At 74.6% G+C, this 19,915-nt stretch carries 19 protein-coding genes and 1 tRNA gene; 7 read left to right on the forward strand and 13 right to left on the reverse strand.

The annotated features are described in order from the left end of the window. Positions 1–7: 7 nt before the first annotated feature. Entirely contained in the window at positions 8–913 is a 906-nt protein-coding gene (locus FB476_RS08970; RefSeq protein ID WP_141818455.1) for an AAA family ATPase, read from the reverse strand. Between the two features lie 44 nt (positions 914–957). Next, positions 958–1,548: a nucleotidyltransferase family protein gene (locus FB476_RS08975; RefSeq protein ID WP_141818456.1), complete on the reverse strand. Its 591-nt coding sequence runs from the start codon at positions 1,546–1,548 to the stop codon at positions 958–960. 29 nt (positions 1,549–1,577) lie between these two features. Here FB476_RS08975 and FB476_RS08980 point away from each other — a divergent pair, with 29 nt between their 5' ends. Then, a complete protein-coding gene (locus FB476_RS08980; RefSeq protein WP_141818457.1) occupies positions 1,578–1,904 on the forward strand; it encodes a pyridoxamine 5'-phosphate oxidase family protein in 327 nt (108 codons plus the stop codon). 13 nt (positions 1,905–1,917) lie between these two features. Here FB476_RS08980 and FB476_RS08985 read toward each other — a convergent pair whose 3' ends face one another. Further along, positions 1,918–2,130, reverse strand: coding sequence for a hypothetical protein (locus tag FB476_RS08985; RefSeq protein WP_141818458.1), 213 nt, complete (start codon positions 2,128–2,130; stop codon positions 1,918–1,920). 152 nt (positions 2,131–2,282) lie between these two features. Here FB476_RS08985 and FB476_RS08990 point away from each other — a divergent pair, with 152 nt between their 5' ends. Further along, on the forward strand, positions 2,283–2,891 hold the full coding sequence (locus FB476_RS08990; RefSeq protein WP_141818459.1) for a CueP family metal-binding protein: 609 nt from the start codon (positions 2,283–2,285) through the stop codon (positions 2,889–2,891). A gap of 4 nt (positions 2,892–2,895) precedes the next feature. Here the strand turns inward: FB476_RS08990 and FB476_RS08995 are convergent, their stop codons facing one another. Genes FB476_RS08995 through FB476_RS09015 form a run of 5 tightly spaced genes read right to left on the reverse strand, consistent with a single transcriptional unit; the run spans position 2,896 to position 11,359 of the window. Then, positions 2,896–3,927: a polyprenyl synthetase family protein gene (locus FB476_RS08995; protein WP_141818460.1), complete on the reverse strand. Its 1,032-nt coding sequence runs from the start codon at positions 3,925–3,927 to the stop codon at positions 2,896–2,898. Continuing rightward, a complete protein-coding gene (locus FB476_RS09000) occupies positions 3,924–4,484 on the reverse strand; it encodes a hypothetical protein (protein ID WP_141818461.1) in 561 nt (186 codons plus the stop codon). The genes FB476_RS08995 and FB476_RS09000 overlap by 4 nt, the downstream gene beginning before the upstream one ends. Beyond that, on the reverse strand, positions 4,481–6,547 hold the full coding sequence (locus tag FB476_RS09005; protein ID WP_202876943.1) for an FAD-dependent oxidoreductase: 2,067 nt from the start codon (positions 6,545–6,547) through the stop codon (positions 4,481–4,483). The genes FB476_RS09000 and FB476_RS09005 overlap by 4 nt, the downstream gene beginning before the upstream one ends. 1 nt (position 6,548) lies before the next feature. Beyond that, complete coding sequence (locus tag FB476_RS09010; RefSeq protein ID WP_141818463.1) at positions 6,549–9,809, reverse strand: ATP-binding protein; 3,261 nt, start codon at positions 9,807–9,809, stop codon at positions 6,549–6,551. A 2-nt stretch (positions 9,810–9,811) separates the two neighbouring features. Next, positions 9,812–11,359, reverse strand: a complete 1,548-nt coding sequence (locus tag FB476_RS09015) for a hypothetical protein (RefSeq protein ID WP_141818464.1) — start codon at positions 11,357–11,359, stop codon at positions 9,812–9,814. Between the two features lie 249 nt (positions 11,360–11,608). On the opposite strand from FB476_RS09015, the gene FB476_RS09020 reads away from it, so the two are divergent. Then, a complete protein-coding gene (locus FB476_RS09020) occupies positions 11,609–12,904 on the forward strand; it encodes an Nramp family divalent metal transporter (protein ID WP_420359356.1) in 1,296 nt (431 codons plus the stop codon). Between the two features lie 74 nt (positions 12,905–12,978). On the opposite strand, the gene FB476_RS09025 is transcribed toward FB476_RS09020, so the two are convergent. Together FB476_RS09025 and FB476_RS09030 are read right to left on the reverse strand one after the other, a co-directional pair. Further along, positions 12,979–13,062 (reverse strand) — tRNA-Leu (locus tag FB476_RS09025). Positions 13,063–13,145: 83 nt separating this feature from the next. Beyond that, positions 13,146–14,531, reverse strand: coding sequence for a DNA polymerase IV (locus FB476_RS09030; protein WP_141818465.1), 1,386 nt, complete (start codon positions 14,529–14,531; stop codon positions 13,146–13,148). Between the two features lie 145 nt (positions 14,532–14,676). Between FB476_RS09030 and FB476_RS09035 the strand changes: the two genes are divergently transcribed. Genes FB476_RS09035 through FB476_RS09045 form a run of 3 tightly spaced genes read left to right on the forward strand, consistent with a single transcriptional unit; the run spans position 14,677 to position 16,728 of the window. Further along, positions 14,677–15,207 (forward strand): YbhB/YbcL family Raf kinase inhibitor-like protein, encoded by a 531-nt coding sequence (locus tag FB476_RS09035; RefSeq protein WP_141818466.1) that lies wholly within the window; start codon positions 14,677–14,679, stop codon positions 15,205–15,207. Continuing rightward, positions 15,204–15,749 (forward strand): YbaK/EbsC family protein, encoded by a 546-nt coding sequence (locus tag FB476_RS09040; RefSeq protein ID WP_141818467.1) that lies wholly within the window; start codon positions 15,204–15,206, stop codon positions 15,747–15,749. The genes FB476_RS09035 and FB476_RS09040 overlap by 4 nt, the downstream gene beginning before the upstream one ends. A 58-nt stretch (positions 15,750–15,807) precedes the next feature. Further along, positions 15,808–16,728 carry a hypothetical protein gene (locus tag FB476_RS09045; protein ID WP_141818468.1) on the forward strand — a complete coding sequence of 307 codons (921 nt, stop codon included), beginning with the start codon at positions 15,808–15,810 and terminating at the stop codon, positions 16,726–16,728. Here FB476_RS09045 and FB476_RS09050 read toward each other — a convergent pair. Genes FB476_RS09050 through FB476_RS09060 form a run of 3 tightly spaced genes read right to left on the reverse strand, consistent with a single transcriptional unit; the run spans position 16,661 to position 19,097 of the window. After that, positions 16,661–17,512, reverse strand: a complete 852-nt coding sequence (locus FB476_RS09050) for a TrmH family RNA methyltransferase (RefSeq protein ID WP_141818469.1) — start codon at positions 17,510–17,512, stop codon at positions 16,661–16,663. The two genes, FB476_RS09045 and FB476_RS09050, sit on opposite strands and share 68 nt — an antisense overlap. After that, complete coding sequence (locus tag FB476_RS09055; protein WP_141818470.1) at positions 17,509–18,276, reverse strand: sulfite exporter TauE/SafE family protein; 768 nt, start codon at positions 18,274–18,276, stop codon at positions 17,509–17,511. Before FB476_RS09055 ends, FB476_RS09050 begins: the two co-directional genes overlap by 4 nt. Continuing rightward, the gene (locus FB476_RS09060) at positions 18,273–19,097 is read right to left on the reverse strand and encodes an ABC transporter ATP-binding protein (protein WP_141818471.1); all 825 of its coding nucleotides are present in this window, start codon (positions 19,095–19,097) and stop codon (positions 18,273–18,275) included. Before FB476_RS09060 ends, FB476_RS09055 begins: the two co-directional genes overlap by 4 nt. A gap of 45 nt (positions 19,098–19,142) precedes the next feature. Here FB476_RS09060 and FB476_RS09065 point away from each other — a divergent pair, with 45 nt between their 5' ends. Then, complete coding sequence (locus FB476_RS09065; protein ID WP_141818472.1) at positions 19,143–19,910, forward strand: hypothetical protein; 768 nt, start codon at positions 19,143–19,145, stop codon at positions 19,908–19,910. Positions 19,911–19,915 lie beyond the last annotated feature (5 nt).

Raw genomic sequence — 19,915 nt, forward strand, 5'->3', positions numbered from 1 at the left:
ATACCCCTCAGGGCGTGAGCGCCCGGTCCAGGGCCACCCGCACGCGCTCGGCGTCCTCGCGGTACTTCACCGCGGCGCCCAGCGTGCGGGCGGCCGTCTCGGGATCCAGCCGGCTGGCGCCGAGGGCGTGCAGCGCACGCGCCCAGTCCAGCGTCTCGGCCACCCCGGGCGGCTTGACCAGGCCCTCGTCGTCGCGCAGCCGGTGCACGACGGCGACGACCTGCTCGGCGAGGGCCGCGTCCACCTCGGGCAGCCGGGTCCGGACGATCTCCAGCTCGCGCTCCAGGCCGGGGTGCTCGATCCAGTGGTAGAGGCAGCGGCGCTTGAGCGCGTCGTGCAGCTCGCGGGTGCGGTTGGACGTGAGCACGACGTAGGGCGGCGTTCCCGCGCGGACGGTGCCCAGCTCGGGGATCGTCACGGTCCAGGTGGAGAGCACCTCGAGCAGGAAGGCCTCGAACTCGTCGTCGGCCCGGTCCACCTCGTCGACGAGCAGGACGCAGGGCGCCTCGCGCAGTGCCCGCAGCACGGGGCGGGCGAGCAGGAAGCGCTCGTCGAAGAGGTCGGCCTCCAGGTCCGTGCCCGACAGCGCGCGCGCCGCGCCACCCGCGACGGCGGCGGTCTCGACCGCGCGGAGGTGCAGGATCTGGCGCGGGAAGTCCCAGTCGTAGAGCGCCTGGCTCGCCTCGATCCCCTCGTAGCACTGCAGACGCACCAGCGGCACGTCGAGCAGCGAGGCCAGCGACTCGGCCAGGGCGGTCTTGCCCGTGCCCGGCTCGCCCTCCAGGAGCAACGGGCGCTGCAGCGCGTGCGCCAGCCACGCCACCGTGGCCAGGCCCTCGTCGGCCAGGTAGCCGGTCGAGGCCAGCCCGGCGCTCAGGGACGCGGGATCGGCGAGGACGTCGGCGGCGCTCATGCTCGGAGTCTAGGCACCCCGCCCCGTGGTCGGCGCAGGGTGGGTCAGGGTCGGACGGGCACGTCGACGTCGGCGCCGGTGGCCAGGTCGCCGCACTCGACGAGGAGCGGGGTGGCACGGCGCAGGTAGGCACGCGCCCCCGCGTCCCCGCGCGACGCGTCCAGGACACCCTGCCAGTGGTCGCGGCCGAGCAGGACCGGGTGGCCGGGACGCCCCTCGTAGGCGGCCCGTGCCAACGCGCTCCCGGCCCCGGGTGCCTCGGCCAGGAGGCGCGCCACGACCTCGGGCCCGACGTCCGGGAGGTCCACGAGGTGGACCAGCACCCGGTGCGGCACCGTGCGGCCCCGGGTGGCGAGGGCGGTCAGCCCGGACCGCAGCGACTCACCCATCCCCTGCTCCCACGTGCCGCACCGCACGGCGGCGACGCGGTCGTCGACCCCGTCCGTCAGAAGCGTCTCCACCCGATCGGCCTCGGCCCCGGTCACGACCAGGACGTCGGTGCAGCCCCCCGCGAGCAGGGTCTCGACGGCCCGCAGCACCCACGGGCCGTCACCGGTGTCGACGAGCGCCTTGGGCGTGCCGTAGCGGCGGCCGGCGCCGGCGGCGAGGAGCAGGCCGGTGGTGGCAGCGGTCATGGGGCCAGTCTGCCGGGCAGAATGGCCTCATGAGCATCCCGGTCGACCTGGCCGCCCTCGGGGAGGCGCTCGGGCGCCACGACGTGGCCTACCTGCTGACGTCGGGCGACGTGCGCCCCCACGTCGCCCAGGTGGAGCTCCACCTCGACGCCGGCGCGGTCGTGGTCGCCGAGCCCGGACGCACGGCCCGTCGGGTCGTCGGCGAGCGGCCCGCGGTCACGCTGCTGCTGCCGCCCCGCGAGCCGGACGGTCACACCCTCCTGGTCGACGGCACGGGCGAGCTCGACGACGACGGCGCGCTGCGGATCACGCCCTCGCACGCGGTGCTGCACCGCGCGGCCTTCGTGGGCCGCTGACGGGGCCTTCGCCTCAGACCGCGTCGTCCGCCGGTCCGCCCGGCACGGGGCGCTCGTCGTCGGGCAGGAGGCGCTCGTCCTCGCTCTCCACCGCGTCGTCGACGTCGCGCTCGTCGTCGGGAAGGACCTCGTGCGGCGCCTCGAGCTCGTCCGCGCGGTCGTCCTCCGGGACGAGCTCCCGGGGGTCGACCACGTCATACCCGTCCTGCTGCGGCGATCCGGTCATGGGATCCCTCTCCTCTCGCTGGCGTGCTCGGTGTCCTGCTCCCCCAGTGTGGCCCGTCCGGCGCCCGGGGGCACGTGGGAGGGCGGGCCCACCTCTTATTCCTACGATGCGTAGTATGGACGGGTCCGCCCCGCCGACGAAGGGTCGTCCCCGTGCACGCGCGCACCGCAGCCGTCCTGTCCCTGCTCCTCGTGATGCCGGGTGCCGGCTGCGCGGTGACCGACCCACCCGCTCCGGCCGCGACCCAGACCGCCGCTGCGGAGAACGGCGTCGACCACGAGCTGCTCGAGGGGCTGGGCCTCGACGGCCTGAGCGGCCGGGAGATCGTCGACCTGCTGGAGGCACGCCCCGACGAGCGGCCCCTGCCCATGACGGCCTCCGTGCGCGAGGACGTCGTGCTGGTCGGCGACGACACCGGTGAGACGGCGGTGCCGTTGCCCGAGGACCTCTTCTACGTCTCGGTCGCGCCCTACGCCGAGCGGACGCACGACTGCTTCCACCACTCGCTGGCGACCTGCCGGGGCGAGCTGGTCGACCACGAGCTCGAGATCACCGTGACGGACGCCTCGGGGCAGGTGGTCCTGGAGGACGTGCGCGCCACGGGGGCGAACGGCTTCGCCGGGCTGTGGCTGCCCCGCGGCATCGCCGGCGGTACGCTCGCGGTCACGACGGACGGGCGCACCGGCGAGGTGCCGCTGTCCACGACGGCGGGAAGCCCCACCTGCGTCACCACGCTCCAGCTGGGCCCGGCGGGCGACTGACCGCTCAGCGGTCGCGTCGCACCATGTAGGGCACGAGGTCGCGCACGAAGTCCTTGGCGGAGCTGTCAGGCAGGCGGCCGAAGGCCTCCTCGAAGCTGGCCGCCGCCGCCCGTGCGATCCCCCGTCCGAACTCCTCCGCGAACTCGATGCTCCCGTGCCGGCGCATCAGGTCCAGGACGTCGGCCACCTGATCCGACGTGCGCCGGGCCTGCGGCAGGGCGAGGAGGCCGACCACCCGGTCGCGCTCGGCGGGGGCCGCCGCGGCCAGCAGGTGGAGGAGCATCAGCGTGCGCTTGCCCTCGCGCAGGTCCCCCGCGACCTCCTTGCCGTAGTGCTCGGTCGACCCCACGAGGTTGAGGACGTCGTCGCGGATCTGGAAGGCCGCGCCGAGGTAGAAGCCGAAGCGGGTGAGCGCCGACAGGTCGGCGCGGCCCTGGGACCCGACGAGGGCCCCCACCCGGAGCGGCAGCAGGGTGGTGTACCAGCAGGTCTTCTGCAGGATCAGGTCGAGGTAGTCCTCCGGGCCCAGGTCGACGACGTTGTCGCGCTGCCACCCGAGCTCGCGGGCCTGGCCCTCCACGGTGCGGCGTCCCATGAGCTCGAACTCGGACCAGACCCGGCCCGCGAGGTCGCTGCCGAACAGCGCCTGGTTGTCGCGCAGGGCCCCCAGGGCGACGACGGCCAGACCGTCCCCGGCGTTGATGGCGCTCGCGCGCCCGTAGCGCAGGTGCAGCGTGGGCGATCCCCGGCGCAGCTCGCTCTCGTCCTCCACGTCGTCGTGGACGAGCATCGCGGTGTGGAGCAGCTCGATCGCCGCGGCGGACGGCAGCGCCGCGGTCGACGACCCGCCGAAGGCCTCGCTCGTGGCCAGGCACAGGGCCGGCCGGAGCCCCTTGCCGCTGCGGGCGAGGTAGTCGCCGGCGGGTTCGAGCAGGTAGGGGCTGGCGTCCGTGCGCGCCAGGTAGTCCGCGGCGGCGCGGCGGGCGGTCTCGCCGTAGGCGGCGAGGCGCGGGGTCGGGTCGGTCGTCGCGGTCATGGGCCGGCCTCCCCCGCGGCACGCACCTCGAGCACGACGGGCAGGGCCTGCCGGGGCGTGGCGGAGCAGGTGACCACACCGTGCAGGTGACCCGCGGGCGTGCCCTCGGGGACCGCCACCTCGAGACGCACCCGGGCGGCACCGCCCGGTGCCACGACGAGGGGGGCACGGGGCGCGACCCCGACGGGCATCGCCCGGGCCGCCCCGGTGGGCAGCGTCCCTCCGGTGGACGAGGTCAGCGGGCCCACGTGCACCTCGACCTCGACGGGGCGGGCGGTCGGGTTGTGCACCCAGAGCTCGGCGCCGGTGATGTTCCCCGGGGCCGCGGCGGGGAGGACGAGGCGGTCGGCGGTCGGGGTGGTGGCGACCGCGCCGAGGAGGTCTCCCCAGCGGTCGGCCGGTCCCGCGTGGGTGGTCGGACCGGGGGCCGGGTCGAGCGCGCCGAGCCAGCGGTCGGCGACCGCGGCCGCCGTGGCGAGACCGAGGGCCTGGACCTGCCCGGCCATGCCGAGCGCCGACCGGGCCAGCCGGGAGACGTCGGCCGCGGTCCCGTTCACCGGTCTCCTCCTCGGCCGACCGGGCGCTCCGCGACGGCCCGCGCCGCCAGCACTCCCGAGCGCACCGCTGCCTCGAGGCACCCGGCGTCCAGCCCGCAGGCCGTCCAGTCGCCGGCGACGACGAGGTTGTCGACGCCCGTGCCGCCCGGAGCGAGGCGGGCGGCGCCGCTGCCCGGGACGGAGAGGACGTAGCGGTCGGAAGGATCGAGGTTGGCGCGGACGTACTGCGCCGCCATCCGGTCCGGGCCGGTCCGTCCCAGGTCGTCGTGCAGCAGGTCCCACCGGAAGCCGTCCGGGCCCGTCGCGGCCGGCCACAGGGTGCCCACGTCGTTGTCGAGGAAGCCGGTGAGCGTCTCCCGGACGGTCCGCAGCCCGGTCTCGTGGTCGGGCTGGTCGGGCAGGGTGCCGCACAGGTAGGCCAGGGAGCGGGGCGCCGGGGCGGCCCACTCCTCGCGGGGCAGCAGGTGGTTCATCGAGGCCCAGGTGTCGAAGGTGTCCCCGAAGCCGCTCAGGGTCACCCCGTCCGGGCCGCGCCAGCCCAGCTCCCTCTCCGGGACGTCCAGCCACAGCTGGGCCGACATCGTGGCCACGGTTCGCACCTCGCGGCACATCCGGCCCCACGCGGGCAGGCGCTCGACCAGCTCCGGCGCCACGTGCGGCACCATGCCCAGCGAGACGGCGAGGACCGCCACGTCGAAGTCAACCCCGTCGCGCAGGACCGTGACGCCACGCCCCGGCGGGGGCGGCCCGGAGAGCGGGAGCGTCTCGAGATCGGGGCCGGGGTCCCCGTCGAGCTGCTCGAGGAGCGGACGGGCGGGCCAGCACGGCAGGCCGCCGTGCCGCTCCAGCGGCTGGTAGTCCCCCACGCCGGGCGCCAGGTCCGCCTGCCGGGTCAGGCGGATCTCGCCGATCCGGCGCCCGCCCGGGTCGAGGGCGACCTCGTCGAGCCGGGAGAAGAAGCGGAAGCTCACACCCCGACGGACCAGCGCCTGGTAGAGCGGGGCGAAGACCACCTCCCCCATCCCGGCCTGCATGCGCCAGAAGATCCCGCCCTTGGCGTCCAGGAGCATCCGCGCCGCCAGCTGCAGGCCGAGCCCGGCGGCGAAGCGCGGACGGGTCCGGTCGCCGTCCTCGTAGGCGAGCGCCAGGTCGTACATTCCGCGCACGACCGGGGAGTCCAGCGTCGCTGCCGCCGCGCCGTGCCGGGCCAGCCACTCCCGCATGTCCAGGTGGTCGATGCGCGACAGGTCGGCCTCCGCGACCAGGCCGTCGGTGATCAGCCCCAGCACGACGGTGGCGACCAGGTCGACGAGCTCGGTGGTGCGCCAGGCCTCGGGGCTCGAACGGGTCGCGGCCCGCAGCTGCTCGCGCACCAGTTCGAGCACCTCCCGCACCGGTCCGAGCAGGGAGGCGGACGGCAGAGCCCCGAGGGCGTCGGTGACGCGCTCCAGGGTGACCGCGGCCCCGGCCAGGGTGGTCAGCAGCCCCGCACGCAGGGCGGCGGCGGGGTCGGCACCGCCGGCGGGCCGGGGCCGCGGCGAGGTGCTGAGGTAGACCTCCACGGGACCGTCGGCGACCCCGGCCCCGTGGAAGTCCGCCAGCAGCCGCAGGCCGCGCACCACGACGTCGACGGGGCGCAACGGGCGGTCCTCGGAGCCCGGCTCGCCGGGGAGCCGACCGTCGCGGCTGAAGCGGGTGACGAAGGGCTCGGGCGCCGTGGGCCCGGAGACGTCCACCAGGCCGACGTCCCCGGAGGGGACGAGGGCGTCCGTCCAGTCGAGGAGGGGGCACCCGGGGTCGGTGCGGGCGCGGTCCAGCTCGGCGTAGACCTCGCGCAGCACGCGGAAGGTCGCGTCGTAGTAGCCGAGCAGGACGTGCAGCCCGTGCTCCTCGATCCGCCCGTGCTCGCCCCGGCTGCTCGCTCCCTTGCCGCCCAGGCGCCAGCCGCGCTGGTGCACGGTGATCGAGGCGTAGCGCTCGCGCCAGTCGCCCGCGCTCAGCTCCCAGGCGGTGGTGAGTCCCGCCATCCCGCCACCGAGGACGACGACACGCGGCAGGCCCATGTCACCTGCCGAGCAGCTCGTCCGCGCCCTCGGTCTCGGGCGCCGCGTAGGTGGACGGGACGCCGGCCCTGGCATCGGCCAGCAGGCTGCGCCACTCCGGGGGCCGGTGCTGCTCGGGCAGCCCCGCGAGGTCGACCGCCGCGCGCAGCCGGGACACCCAGGCCGCCTGCTCGGACGCGAGCGCCAGCGCCTCGCGCAGGTCGTCGGCGGCGGCTGCGTGGTCGCCGGCGCGGACGAGCAGCGCGGCCCGGTGCCTCAGCAGCTCGGGCACGTGGATGAGCTCGCCGGTGCGGTGGGCCACGCGCAGCGCCTCCGTGAGGTGCTCGCACGCCGCGGCCTCGTCGCCGCTGCGTGCCACCGTGCGGGCGAGCGAGGAGAGCATGGACGCCAGGAACGCCTCGTGACCCATCAGGCGCAGGTTCTCGACCACCCCGGTGAGCAGCGAGGGGTCGGGGGCGCTGCCGGCCGGCCCCTGGAGGTAGGCCGAGCCGAGGACCTGCCAGTAGGCCGAGCCGTGCCGACGGCCGACCTCGACCACCTCGAGGGCCACCGCGCCCGCGCCCTCCTGGTCGCCCAGGAACTGGTGGGTCCACGCGACGTAGGTCTTGACGAAGCCCTCCGTGAAGGGGCCGCGCGGGAAGCCCAGCGACTCCGCGTGGTCGACGGCGAGCCGGGCGTGCCGCGCCACCGCCGCGGTGTCGCCCTGCAGCGCCGCGACGCAGGCGAGGCCGACCTCGGCCGCCGCCAGCGGGTCGTTCGGCAGCGGCCACAGGGCGGCGGCGAGCGCCTCCTCCGGAGGCCGGCCGCGCAGCCCGTCCACGGACCGGACGAAGTAGCGCTTCGCGTCCTCGAGGTGCCCCAGGTAGAGGTGCGCGAAGCCCGAGCAGCCGTCCACCTCCGGCCACATCGGGGCCAGCGCCGCCGACCGGATCATCGTCTGCATCCGGTCCGCCAGGGCCAGGGCGGTGCGTGCGTCCCCGTTGGTCAGCCGGTAGGAGAACATGGCGAACATCGAGGCGAGCACCTCGGGGCGCTCGCCGAGCTCGGAGGCCAGCAGCTCGGCCCGGTCGTGGTCGGCGCGCACCTCCGGAGCGGCGTAGCCGCGCAGGGAGGTGACGCTGAGGATGCGCAGCATCCGGGCCCCGAGCTCGCCGAGGTCCCGCTCGGCCGAGGGCTCCATCTGGTCGTAGAGCTCCAGCGCCCGGGTGGCCAGGCGGGTGGCCTCCTGGTGGGCACCGCCGGCCTGCGAGCCCTGGGCGGCGACCATGTAGAGCTGGGCCGCCCGCGCCTCCTGACCCGCGAGGTCGAGGTGGGTCGCGACGATGGCTGGCTCGGTGCCCATCCCGGCCATCACGTCTGCCACGGCGGCGTGCGTCTGCTGGCGCACGTCCAGGACCTGCATCTCGTAGGCGGCGTCGCGCATGAGGGCGTGCCGGAACCGGTAGGCGCCCGCGGCCGGGGTCGGCTCCAGGATCCCCTGGTCCACGAGGAAGCCGAGCTGCTCGTCGACGGCCTGCTCGTCGCCGATCACCGCCGACACGACCGAGGCGCGGAAGAGCGGGCCGACGGTGGCGGCCACCTGCACGACGCGCTGGTCGACGCCGGGGGCCTTGAGACGCCAGGTGAAGAGCTCCTGCAGGCGCAGCGGCATCGGCTCGGTGCGGTTCTCGGTGACGCAGGCACGGGTGAGCTCCTCGACGAAGAGGGGGTTGCCCTGGGCCTGCTCGACGATCTCCTCGCGGCTCTCGGCCGGCAGCTCCTGACCGCTGGTGAGGTTGTCCACGATGCGGAGGGCCGCCTCGTCGTCGAGCCGCCCGAGCTCGATCAGGTCCGCCCCTTCGGGGTCGGGCACGACGGCGCTGTCGCGGGTGGTGGCGACGGTGAGCAGGGAGGCGGGCGCTCGGGTGGTGAGCAGGTGCAGCAGCTCCAGCGTGGAGGGGTCGGCCCAGTGCAGGTCCTCGACGACGAGCAGGGACGGTGCCCGGCCGGCCAGCGCGGACAACCAGTCGCCGAGACGCTCCAGGGTCAGAGCCAGCAGGGCGCTGGGCTCCAGCTCCAGGGCGGGGTAGGACGCCGTCGGCGGCAGCTGGAGGAGCGGGCCGAGGACGGGCACGAAGGCTGCAGGCTCCAGCCCGGCCGCTCCGAGGTGGCGCTCCAGCGCCTCGATCGTCAGCGCGGTGTCCGAGGTCCCCTGCTCCGCGGCGACGGTGCGGGCGAGCATGCGCGCCACCGGCCAGAGCGGCACGTTGGAGTAGTAGGGCAGGCAGCCGGCGCCGAGCACGGTGCCTCCGGTCGTCTGGACCTTGTCGAGCAGCTCGACGACGAGCCGCGACTTGCCGATCCCGGCCTCCCCCGCGACGACCAGCACCCGACCCTGGTCCTCGGGGCGGGCGAGGACGGCGTCCCAGGCCACCAGCAGCCGGGCGGCGGGCTCGTCCCGGCCGACGAGCCCCGACTGCCGGTAGCGGTCGGCCGTGAACCGGGCCGCGGCGTAGCGCGGACGCTCGACGGCGAAGATCTCCACGGGGCGGGTGATGCCCTTGAGCCGCCGCACGCCGAGGGATCGGGTGAAGAAGTCGGCGTCCACGAGCTGGAGCGTGACGTCGCTGACCACGACCATCCCGGGCTCTCCCTCGCCCTGGACCCGCGCCGCGAGGTTGGGTGTGACCCCGAGGATGGAGTCGCGGGAGAGCAGGTCGGTGTCCGCCCCGGTGCCGGTGATGACGACCCGTCCGGTGTGGATGCCCACACGCAGCTCCGCCGAGGCCCCGACCCGGCGCTCCAGCTCGCTCCGGGCATCACGCATCGCCGTGATCATGTCGAGGCCGGCCAGGACCGCCCGGCGGGCGTCGTCCTCGTGCACCTCGGGATAACCGAATCCGGCCAGCACGCCGTCGCCGTAGAACTGCACCAGCGAGCCGCCGTAGCGGGTGACGGCGTCTCCGACGGCGGACCGGTAGAACGCGAACAGGTCGCGCAACTGCTCCGGCTCGACCTGCTCGGAGAGCTGGGTGGAGCCGACGAGGTCCGAGAAGAGCAGGGTCATCAGGGCCCGTTCCCCCCACGGTCCGCTCTGGCGCGCGGCGATCCGTTGGAGGATCGCGACGGCACGCTCGTTGCCGGGGTCGACGGCGCGCACCTCCTCGGCGGTGGCCCTCGCCTGCTCCAGGTCGCCGGCGCGCAGGGACACCTCGGCCCAGCCGAGCAGGCGGTCGAGCAGGCTGTCCAGCCTGGACTCCGCAGACGTGCCGAGCTCGACCACGCTCAGACCTCGGTGGTCCGGGAGATGTAGAGCTGCACGGGGGCCGGCGCGGCACCGGGCCGCGCCACGACCTCACCGACGTAGAGCCCGGGCGACCAGGACGTGCCGTCGACGCGCAGGCGCACGGCGTGCCCCTCCCCCAGCGGCGTCACCGTGGCGGCGATGCTCGCGGCCGGGATGCGGGCGCCTCCCGCCTCGATCGAGACCAGGTCGGAGACGGCGGGGGCGTCGTCCGGGCGCAGGTCCAGCAGCGGCACGGTGGTCCCCTCCGCCCCAGCCTGGTCCGCGGGCACCGTCCGGCCGGGGACGCCGCTCGCCGCGGCGGTGAAGGTCGCGCCGGACCGGTCGGGCGGGGCGACGCCGTGCTCCAGACCCTCGTCGGCGATCTGCCCGAGCAGGCCCATCCCGTGCACCCAGGCCTGGGACCAGTCGCGCGCCAGCTGGTTGAAGATGCGTCGCTGGTGGCCGAGGAGGTCGGCGGGGCGGACGTCGGGCTGCATGGCCGCGCCGGCCATGTCGTCCAGCAGGTCCACGTAGGTGCGGCTCGACTCCGCGGCGAACTGGATCCAGTCCTCGGCCGGCTCCAGCCAGGACAGGTTGCGGCCGCCGGAGGGCCGGTCGTGGCCGGGGGCTCGGCCCGGGTCCAGGTCGGGCCCGGCCGGCCCCGGGCCGGGGGTCTCCACGGGGCGGCTGCTCGAGCCGCCCTCGACCGCCCGCCGGACCCATTCGGTCCAGAACGGGCGCACCAGCGTGGTGACCTGGTCCCAGATCTTCTGCCGGAAGCCGACGATCTTCAGGGCCTTGACCCGGCGCACCGGCCCCAGGTCGTTGACCGTGAGGAAGCCACGATCGACCTCGATCAGGTCGTCGAGACTCAGGGCCAGGTCGTAGGTCATGCCGGCGGCGCGGGCGTCCCGCCAGAAGTCGCAGTGGAGCAGCGTGTTCACCGGCCCCACGATCTGCACCTTCTCGTGGAAGATCCCGTGCCAGTGCTCCTCCGAGCGCGGCGGCCCCGGCAGGCTGACCGGTCGCCCGCTGCCGACGAGGTCCATCCCCCTGAACAGCATCGGACCGCGCCGGGGCCAGCTGCGCGGGTCGACCCAGTCGGCGACCTTCTCGAAGGGCGCGTTCGTCTCGAACTCCGAGAACACCCACGTCGCCGCCAGGCCGCCGGTCACCACGCGGCGCACGCTGCAGACGTCCTGGCCGACGAAGGCGGCCTCGTGGTGCTCGAGCGAGCGGCCCGAGGTCAGCGCGGAGAAGGGGACGCCGTCGCCCGCGGCCTCCTTGACGTCGTCGAGCAGCTGCTGGGCGTCGATGCCCGTCCGCGCCTGCGCGACCGACTCGGCCAGGGCGACGTACTGCGCCTCCGCCGTCTCCAGCTCCGGGAAGCCGGCACGGGCCAGCTCCCCGAGGGTGCCGATGCGGGCCGACACGGGCACGTCGTCGAGCGAGGCCTCGGCCAGCGTATGCAGGGCCTGACCGGTGCCCATGCGCCGCACGCCGGGCACGAAACCCGCGCCGTCCTCCTCGCGCGCATGCAGACTCATCAGGGCGTTCTGGTGCGGCTCCACGTCCGCCCAGCCGGAATCGCCCACAGGGTGCTCGGTCATCGTTGAACCCACCTTGTCCTCACGCCGACGAGGCTTGGTCCCCTGCACAGGATCATGCCGATCTCTCGCAGAGTAGCGACGCCGGGGCCGCCGCGTCGAGAGTTTTCGGCGGGCCCATGGACGGATCGCTGCGTAGACTCCCCCGCGCACCACGGACCGCACGGACCCAACCCCGGAAGGACCCTTGTGACCAGCGACGACTCGGGGCGCAAGCACGGACACGCAGATCTGGTGGACGACGACCAGGGGGCACGGGCCCGCTGGAAGGTGGTGGGGCCCGGACTCGTGGTCGCCGCCACCGGCGTGGGGGCGGCCGACATGGTCGCCACGCTGGCGGCGGGCTCCCGCTACGGCTACACCCTGCTCTGGGCGGTGATCGTCGGCGTGATCCTCAAGATCGTGCTCGTCGAGGGGGCCGGCCGCTACACGCTGGCCACCGGCTACACGATCTTCGAGGGCTGGAAGAGCCTCGGTCGGTGGACGACCTGGTACTTCGGGCCCTACATCATGATCTGGGGCTTCGTCTACGGCGCCTCGGCCATGTCCTCGACGGCCTTGCCGCTCGCGGCCATCTTCCCCCAGGTCCCGCTGACCGTCTGGGCGATCGTCATGGGTCTGCTCGGCTTCGTCATGGTCTGGTTCAACCGCTACGCCGTCTTCGAGAAGATCACGGCCGCCCTGGTCGGCATCATGTTCTTCACCGTCGTGGGGCTCGCGGTCATCGCGCTGCCCAACGTGCCGGAGATGCTCACCGGCCTGGTCCCCCGCATCCCGGAGGGCGGCCTGATCTACACGATGGCCCTCGCCGGTGGCGTGGGCGGCACCATCACCCTGGCCGCCTACGGCTACTGGCTGCGGGAGAAGGGCTGGTACACCCCCAAGTGGATGCGCGTCATGCGCATCGACAACACCATGGCCTACGTCCTCACCGGGGTCTTCGTCATCTCGATGCTCGTCGTGGGCGCGGAGGTCGTGCGCGCCGCGGGTGCGGCCGTCAGCGCGGGCGACGAGGGCCTTCTCGATCTCTACGACGTGCTCAAGGCGCGCTACGGCGACGTCATCGGCACCTGGTTCCTCGTCGGTTTCTGGGCCGCCGCCTTCTCCTCGATCATCGGCGTGTGGAACGGCGTCTCGCTGATGTTCGCCGACTTCTGGGGCAACATGCGCGGTGTGGGCTCGGGCCATCCGGACACCCGCGTCGGTGGGAAGTACTTCAAGTTCTACCTGATCTGGCTCACCTTCCCGCCGATGCTGCTGCTCCTGCTCGGCCGCCCGATCGGGCTGATCCTCGCCTACGGCGTCCTCGGCTCGCTCTTCATGCCGTTCCTGGCCCTCACGCTCATCGGGCTCAACAACGGGCGCCGGATCCCCCGGGAGTGGGCCAACAAGTGGTACCTCAACGCCGCCCTCGGGATCACCACGCTGATCTTCGTGGTGCTCGGCGCCAACCAGCTGTGGGAGGCCGTGGCGAAGGTCCTCTGACCCTCGCCCGGCCCCCGCACCCCTGAACGACGAAAGGAGCCCCGCGGCCTCTCGGCCGCGGGGCTCCTTCTCTGTGTCCGGAGGGGGACTTGAACCCCCACGCCCTATACGGGCACTAGCACCTCAAGCTAGCGCGTCTGCCATTCCGCCACCCGGACAGGTGGTGCTGCCTCGCTCCGTGCGAGCGGGGGCAACGACGGAATACGTTACCACCCCAGGAGGGGTGTTCCTGACACCCCCCTCACCAGGCCGGCGGGGGCGCGGGCGAGAGCTCGGGGTCGTCGGCCGCGAAGGTGCGCACCGGTCCCGGCGGCGTGCCCGGCCCCTCGAAGCGGACGGTCACCCGGCCCCGGCCGCTGCCCCAGACCCAGCCCGCCCCGTGCTGCTCGTGCGCGACGTCCTGGCCGGTCGACCAGCCGCCGGGCCGGCGACCCGCGAGCGCCGGTTCCCGGCGCTCGAGGAGACCCGGCACCGAGCCCGTCCCGGGGCCGACGGAGACGACGTCCGGCAGCTCGGGCAGCACCTCGGGGTGGAGCAGGACACCGTCGAGGGCGAGCTCCTCCTGGGCGTGCGCGGTGAGGCCGGAGACGCCCAGGCCCAGGAGACGCAGCCCCTGGCTGACGTCGAGACCGCCCAGCAGGTGCAGACCCTCGCGGAGGATGACGGCGGGGTCGCCGGTGGCGAAGGGCAGGGACGCCGACCGGGTGACCGTGCTGAAGTCGTGGTGGCGCGCCTTGACCGTGATCGTCCGCGCGAAGAGGGAGGCACCCGTCAGGCGGCGCGAGAGCCCCTCGGCCAACCGGGCCAGCTCGGACTCCAGCACCGCACGGTCGGTGACGTCGGTCTCGAAGGTCTCCTCCGAGGAGATGCTCTTGGCCTCCCGCTCGACGACGACCGGACGCTCGTCCTGCGCCCGCGCCAGGCGGTGCAGGGACGTGCCCTGGGCGGTGCCGAAGATCGCGACGAGGTCGCTCTCGCTCACCCGGGCGAGGTCACCCACGGTCTCCACCCCGAAGGTGCGCAGCCGGGCCGCGGTGGCCGGACCGACACCGGCCACGGCCCGCACCGGGAGCGGGTGCAGGACCCCCAGCTCCTCCCCCGGGCGCACGACGGTGGTCCCGGCGGGCTTGTCCATCTCGCTGGCGAGCTTGGCCATCATCTTGGAGGTGGCCACGCCCACCGAGGCCGTCAGGCCGCCCGTGGCGTCCTGGATCTGCGCGAGCAGGTCGGAGCACCAGGCCTCCAGGCGGCCCTCCTCCCAGCCGGGCGGGTCCTCCGCCGCCGCCAGGTCGACGTAGGCCTCGTCCACGGAGACCTGCTCGACCAGCGGCGAGCGGGAGCGCAGGATCTCCATGACCACCCGGGAGGTGGTCCGGTAGGCCTCGTAGCGACCGGAGAGGAAGGCGGTGCCGGCCGGGCAGCGGCGGCGGGCCTCGGACATCGGCATCGCGGAGCGGGCCCCGAAGACACGTGCCTCGTAGGAGGCGGTCGAGACCACGCCGCGGGCGCCCAGGCCGCCCACCACCACCGGACGACCGCGCAGCGAGGGCTTGTCGCGCTGCTCGACCGCGGCGAAGAAGGCGTCGAGGTCGAGGTGGAGGATGCACCGCCCCGGGTCAGACGCCATACCCTCCACTGTGCCACGCCCGCCCCCGTCGGCCCGAGCGCGCACGTGCTCGCTGGAGCCGGTCCTGCCGGGCGTGTCCCCGGGACGGACGCGGGACGACCGCCCCGGTGCGCGTCCTCGAGGACCGCTGGTTAGGGTCGGGCGCATGGATCTCGACCGACCTGTCGCACCGCACCCGCACGAGCACCTGCCCGCCGCGCCGGCCGAGCTCACGGTCTCCAGCGAGGACTTCGAGGACGGCGGCCCGCTCCCGGAGTGGGCCGGCCTCGAGGCCGGCAACACCTCGCCGCAGCTGTCGTGGAGCGGCGCCCCCGAGGGCACCCGCTCCTACCTGCTGCTCTGCCACGACCCCGACGCCCCCGTCATCGGCGGCTTCTCGCACTGGGCCGTCCTCGACATCCCCGCCGACGTGACCTCGCTCCCGCGAGGCGCGGGGGCGGCCGACGCGCAGGTGGCCGACGGTGCCGTCACGCTGATCAACGACTACGGCACCCGCGACTTCGGCGGCGCCGCCCCGCCCGCGGGCGACCGGCCGCACCGCTACGTCTTCACGGTGTGGGCCCTCGACACGGACAGCACCGGCCTCGACGGGTCGGCCTCGGTGGCGGCGATGCAGTTCACGACGCTCGGCAACGTGCTGGCCCGCGGCTCGATCACCGGGAGCTACCAGCTGTGAGGCTCGACTGGGTCCCCGCGACAGACCGCCCCGACCTGCTGGCCGAACCCGTGCGCGTCGCCCTCGAGCGGCTGCTCGCCGAGGGCGTCCTGGAGCCCCCCGACGTCGAGGTCGCCGAGATCGACCCCGACCTGGCCGACACCGCGGAGCTGGTCGAGGCCAGCGGCCTGCCGATGGACGACATGGCCAACTGCATCGTGATCGCCGGGCAGCGTGGCGGTGAGGAGCGGGTCTGCGCCGCCCTGGTGCTGGGCACGACCCGGGCCGACGTCAACCGGACCGTCCGCAAGGCGCTGGACGTGCGCAAGTGCTCCTTCCTCGCCATGGACGAGGCCGTCGGCCGCACGGGTATGGAGTACGGCGGCATCACCCCGCTCGGCCTGCCCGCGGGCTGGCGGGTCCTGGTCGACGAGGCCGTCCCCGCCCGAGGGTCGATCATCGTCGGCTCGGGTCTGCGTCGCTCCAAGCTGCGCCTGGCCGGCACGGTGGCGGCGAGGCTGCCCGGTGCCGAGGTCGTCCCGGGGCTCGGGCTGCCCGTCTAGGACCCCGGGCGCGCCGACACTCCGTGTCGGCGGGGTCGCGCCGGTGCTTCACTGGACCATGCGTGTTGAGGGCCGTGCGACGTCGGTGTCCTGGATCCCCTCGGACTCGGTGGAGGGGTGGCTCAAGGGCGGGTTCGACCTGGGCCTGTCCCACTACGACGAGCCGCCCCGCGACGAGGTCCGGGGGCTGGACGATCTGGTCGCCCTCCGCGACGACGACCGGTTCCGCTTCGCCAACCACCTCAGCGGGTGGGCGGAGTTCGGGCCCGACGGGGCCACGGGCGGCTACGGCCCCGACTCCGACCTCGTCATGGGCAGCACCCGGGTGCGGCTGGTCGCCGGCACGGCCACCTTCCTCGGCTACTCGCTGCCGGTGCTGCGCGCCGACCCGGTCGTCGAGCACGACCGGGTCGTCCTCGTGCAGACGGTGGGCGGGCGGACCGGCGTCCCGCTCCCCCGGCCGGTGTCCCGACCGCCGTTCGTCCGCTACCACGCGCCGATCGTGTGGACCACGCTCCGCCTCACGCTGACGCGCGACGGGGAGCGGGCGGTGGAGCTCGCGGGCGCCTCGGCCTTCCCGCGCCACTGGGTCTACGACAGCGACGGCCGGCTCGTGCTCAAGTCGGCGCTCACCCGGCTCAAGGAGTTGCTCGACGAGAGCTTCGGGCCCCGCACCCCGTGGGGCGACCAGGACTCCCCCGCCCTCACCGTGGCGGCCGAGTCCGGGGCGGAGCGGGCGCTGTCGATGACGATCATGCGCAGTGGTGCCCGCTCGGAGGTCGAGCGGGTCCCGGAGGGCGCCCGGCTGGTGACGCAGGGCGAGGAGGGTCGTGCGGGTGCCCGTCGAGGAGCTCGACACCGACGCCCTGCGTGCCCTCGCCGAGGCCCACTCCGCCGGATCGGGCGACGCCTCAGGCTGAGCCGTCCCCGCGCGGCCGCACGGCCCAGAACGCGACGGCGGAGGCCGCGGCCACGTTGAGCGAGTCGACCCCGCCACCCATGGGGATGCGCACGACCAGGTCGGCCGCCGCCACGGTGCGCGGCGAGAGCCCGTCGCCCTCGGTGCCGAGGACCAGCGCGAGCCGCCTCGGCGGGTCGCGCTCGAGATCGTCCAGGCTGACGGAGTCGTCCGAGAGGGCCAGCGCCGCCACGGTGAAGCCCAGCTCGCGCAGGCTGTCCACGCCCTCCGGCCAGGGGTCGATCCGGGTCCACGGCACCTGGAAGACCGTGCCCATCGAGACGCGGACGCTGCGCCGGTAGAGCGGGTCGGCGCACCGCGGGGTGACGAGGACGGCGTCGACGCCCAGGGCTGCGGCGGACCGGAAGGCCGCACCGACGTTGGTGTGGTCGACGACGTCCTCCAAGACCGCGACCCGTCGGGCCCCGCGCAGCACCTCGACCAGCTCCGGCAGCTCGGGCCGGTGCATCGCCGCGAGCACGCCGCGGTGCAGGTGGAAGCCCGTCATCTCCTGCGCCACCGCCGGGGCGGCGACGTAGACGGGGGCGTCCTGCTCCTCGGCCGTGCGGAGCAGGTCGGGCCACTCGTCCACCCAGCGCGGCGTCATCAGGAGCGAGCGGAACCGGTGCCCGGCCGCGAGGGCACGACGGATGACCTTCTCGGACTCGGCCATGTAGAGGCCGCGCTCGGGCTCGACGACGCGGCGGAGCGCGACGTCGGTGAGGGAGAAGTAGTCGCGCAGGCGCTCGTCGCGCGCATCCTCGACCCAGGTGCAGGACGGGGGCAGGTCGGCGGGCCGGGTCATGTCAGCAGCAGGAAGGCCATGGCGACGAGGCCGATGACGACGATGACGGTGCGCAGCAGCCAGGGGGGCAGGGCCCGCCCGATGCGGGCCCCCAGCGAGCCGCCCACCAGCGCCCCGAGGCCGACGGCGAGGACCACCCACCAGTCGATGACGGACGGCTCGACGATGAGGAAGACGACGGCCGCGACGAGGTTGACGACGAGGCCGAGCACGTTCTTGATGCCGTTGATGGACTGGACGTGCAGCGGCAGGAGCACGCTCATGGCCCCGACGAGGATGACGCCCTGGGCGGCACCGAAGTAGCCGCCGTAGACGCCGGCGGCCAGGATGCCGGCCACGAGGGCGATCCAGCGGCCGGGGGTGAGGACGTGGCTGGTGGAGTGCCTCCGGGCCCAGACGTTGATGCGCGGGCCGAAGATGACCAGCAGGATGCCGACGAGGATGAGCGCGGGCACGATCGCCTCGAAGGCCTCGGGCGGCAGCACGAGCAGCAGCAGCGCCCCGATGACCGAGCCGAGCAGCGACACGGGCGCCAGGCGCGCCAGCATGCCGCCGAGGCCGCGGATCTCGCGGCGGTAGCCCCACGCGCCGGTGACGCCGCCGGCGACCAGACCCAGGGAGTTGGAGACGTTGGCCGTCACGGCCGGGTAGCCGAAGAAGAGCAGCGTCGGGAAGGTGACGAGGGTGCCGGAGCCGACGATTGTGTTGATCATGCCTGCCCACAGCCCGGCGAGCGCGATGGCGCCGAACTCCCAGGCGCTCACCCGGTCACGTCGCCGGTGCTCGACTCCGGGTCGGTGGGCTGCACGGCCCGCGCCGCGTAGCGGTCGCCGTGGCGGTCGACCACGAGGGGTATGCCGAAGGTGCGCGAGAGGTTCTCCGCCGTCAGCGTGACCTCGATGGGCCCGGCGGCGACGACCTGGCCGTCGCGCAGCATGAGGATGTCGGTGAAGCCCGGCGGGATCTCCTCGACGTGGTGGGTCACCAGCACCATGGCCGGGGCCTCCAGGTCCTGCGCGAGCAGGCTCAGCCGGGACACGAGGTCCTCGCGACCGCGCAGGTCGAGCCCGGCGGCCGGCTCGTCGAGCAGCATCAGCTCGGGGTCGGTCATCAGGGCGCGCGCGATCTGCACCCTCTTGCGCTCCCCCTCCGACAGCGTGCCGAAGCGGCGCTGGGCCAGGTGGGCCACGCCGAGCGCCTCGAGCAGCTCGGCGGCCCGGCGCTCGTCGGTCTCGTCGTACTGCTCCCGCCAGCGGCCGAGCACGCCGTAGGCGGCGGTGACGACCACGTCGCTGACGCGCTCCTCGTCGGGGATCCGGTCGGCCACGGCCGCGCTCGAGACGCCGATGCGGGGACGCAGGTCGAAGACGTCGACGGCGCCCAGCACCTCGCCGAGCACGCCGGCGACGCCGGTGGTGGGGTGCATCCGGGCGGCCGCGAGCTGGAGCAGCGTGGTCTTGCCGGCGCCGTTGGGGCCGATCACGACCCAGCGCTCCCCCTCCTCGACCGACCAGGTGATGTCGCGCAGGAGGTCGGCGCTGCCGCGGCGCACGCCGACTCCGGCGAATTCCAGGACGTCGCTCATGATGGGCCCACTCTAGTCACGGCGCCGTTGCCTACCATCGTCGACATGCCACACCAGGAGCTGCCCGCCGGCGTCCGCGTCGCTCTGTGGGGCACCGCCGCGCTGACCGGCCGGCTGCCCCTGCCGGACCTCCCCCGCCGCGCGCTGCCCGACATCGACGAGTGCCTGGGCCTCGTCGAGACCGTGCGCGTCTGGGGCGAGCTGGGCGAGCGCACGGTCCTCGTCGCCCTCCCCCGCCCCGGCGACGTGACCGGTATGCCGCGGGGCTCGGCCGATCTCGTCGCGCACGCCACGCGGTCGGAGGAGTGCGTCTTCGTGCCCGCTCTCGGCGGGGCCCTCGTGCCGGACCTGGAGGTCTTCGGCCCGGTCGGCGACCAGGGCTGGTTGTCACGGTGGACCCGCTACGACGCCGAGCCGGTCGCCACCCACCGGCTCGAGGCGCTCGACCTGGGCCACACCGAGCTCGCCCTGCGCCAGCAGCTGGCCGCCCTCACCGAGGAGCTCGACCGCGCCGGCGCGCCGCCCTTCGGGGACGTCGCCGAGCGCGGTGCGGCCCGTGCCCGCGCGGCCGCCGGCACCGCGGGCCTGTGGGGCCTGCCGGACGGCCTGCCGCCCCGGGCGCTGCGGGTGCTGCAGCTGGCCGGCACCGTGCTCGCGATCGCCGACGCGGGGCTCGACACCGCGACCGCGTCCGTGGACGCCACCTCCGTCACCCGCCGCGGCACCGTGCTGCGGCAGCTGCAGTCGACCGCGGCCCGGGCCCTGGCCGACGCGACCAACGCCGCGGCCCTCCACCTGGCCTACCGCAGCTGAGCCAC

It is taken from the genome of Ornithinimicrobium humiphilum, from assembly GCF_006716885.1.
Classification (GTDB): Bacteria; Actinomycetota; Actinomycetes; order Actinomycetales; family Dermatophilaceae; genus Ornithinicoccus; species Ornithinicoccus humiphilus.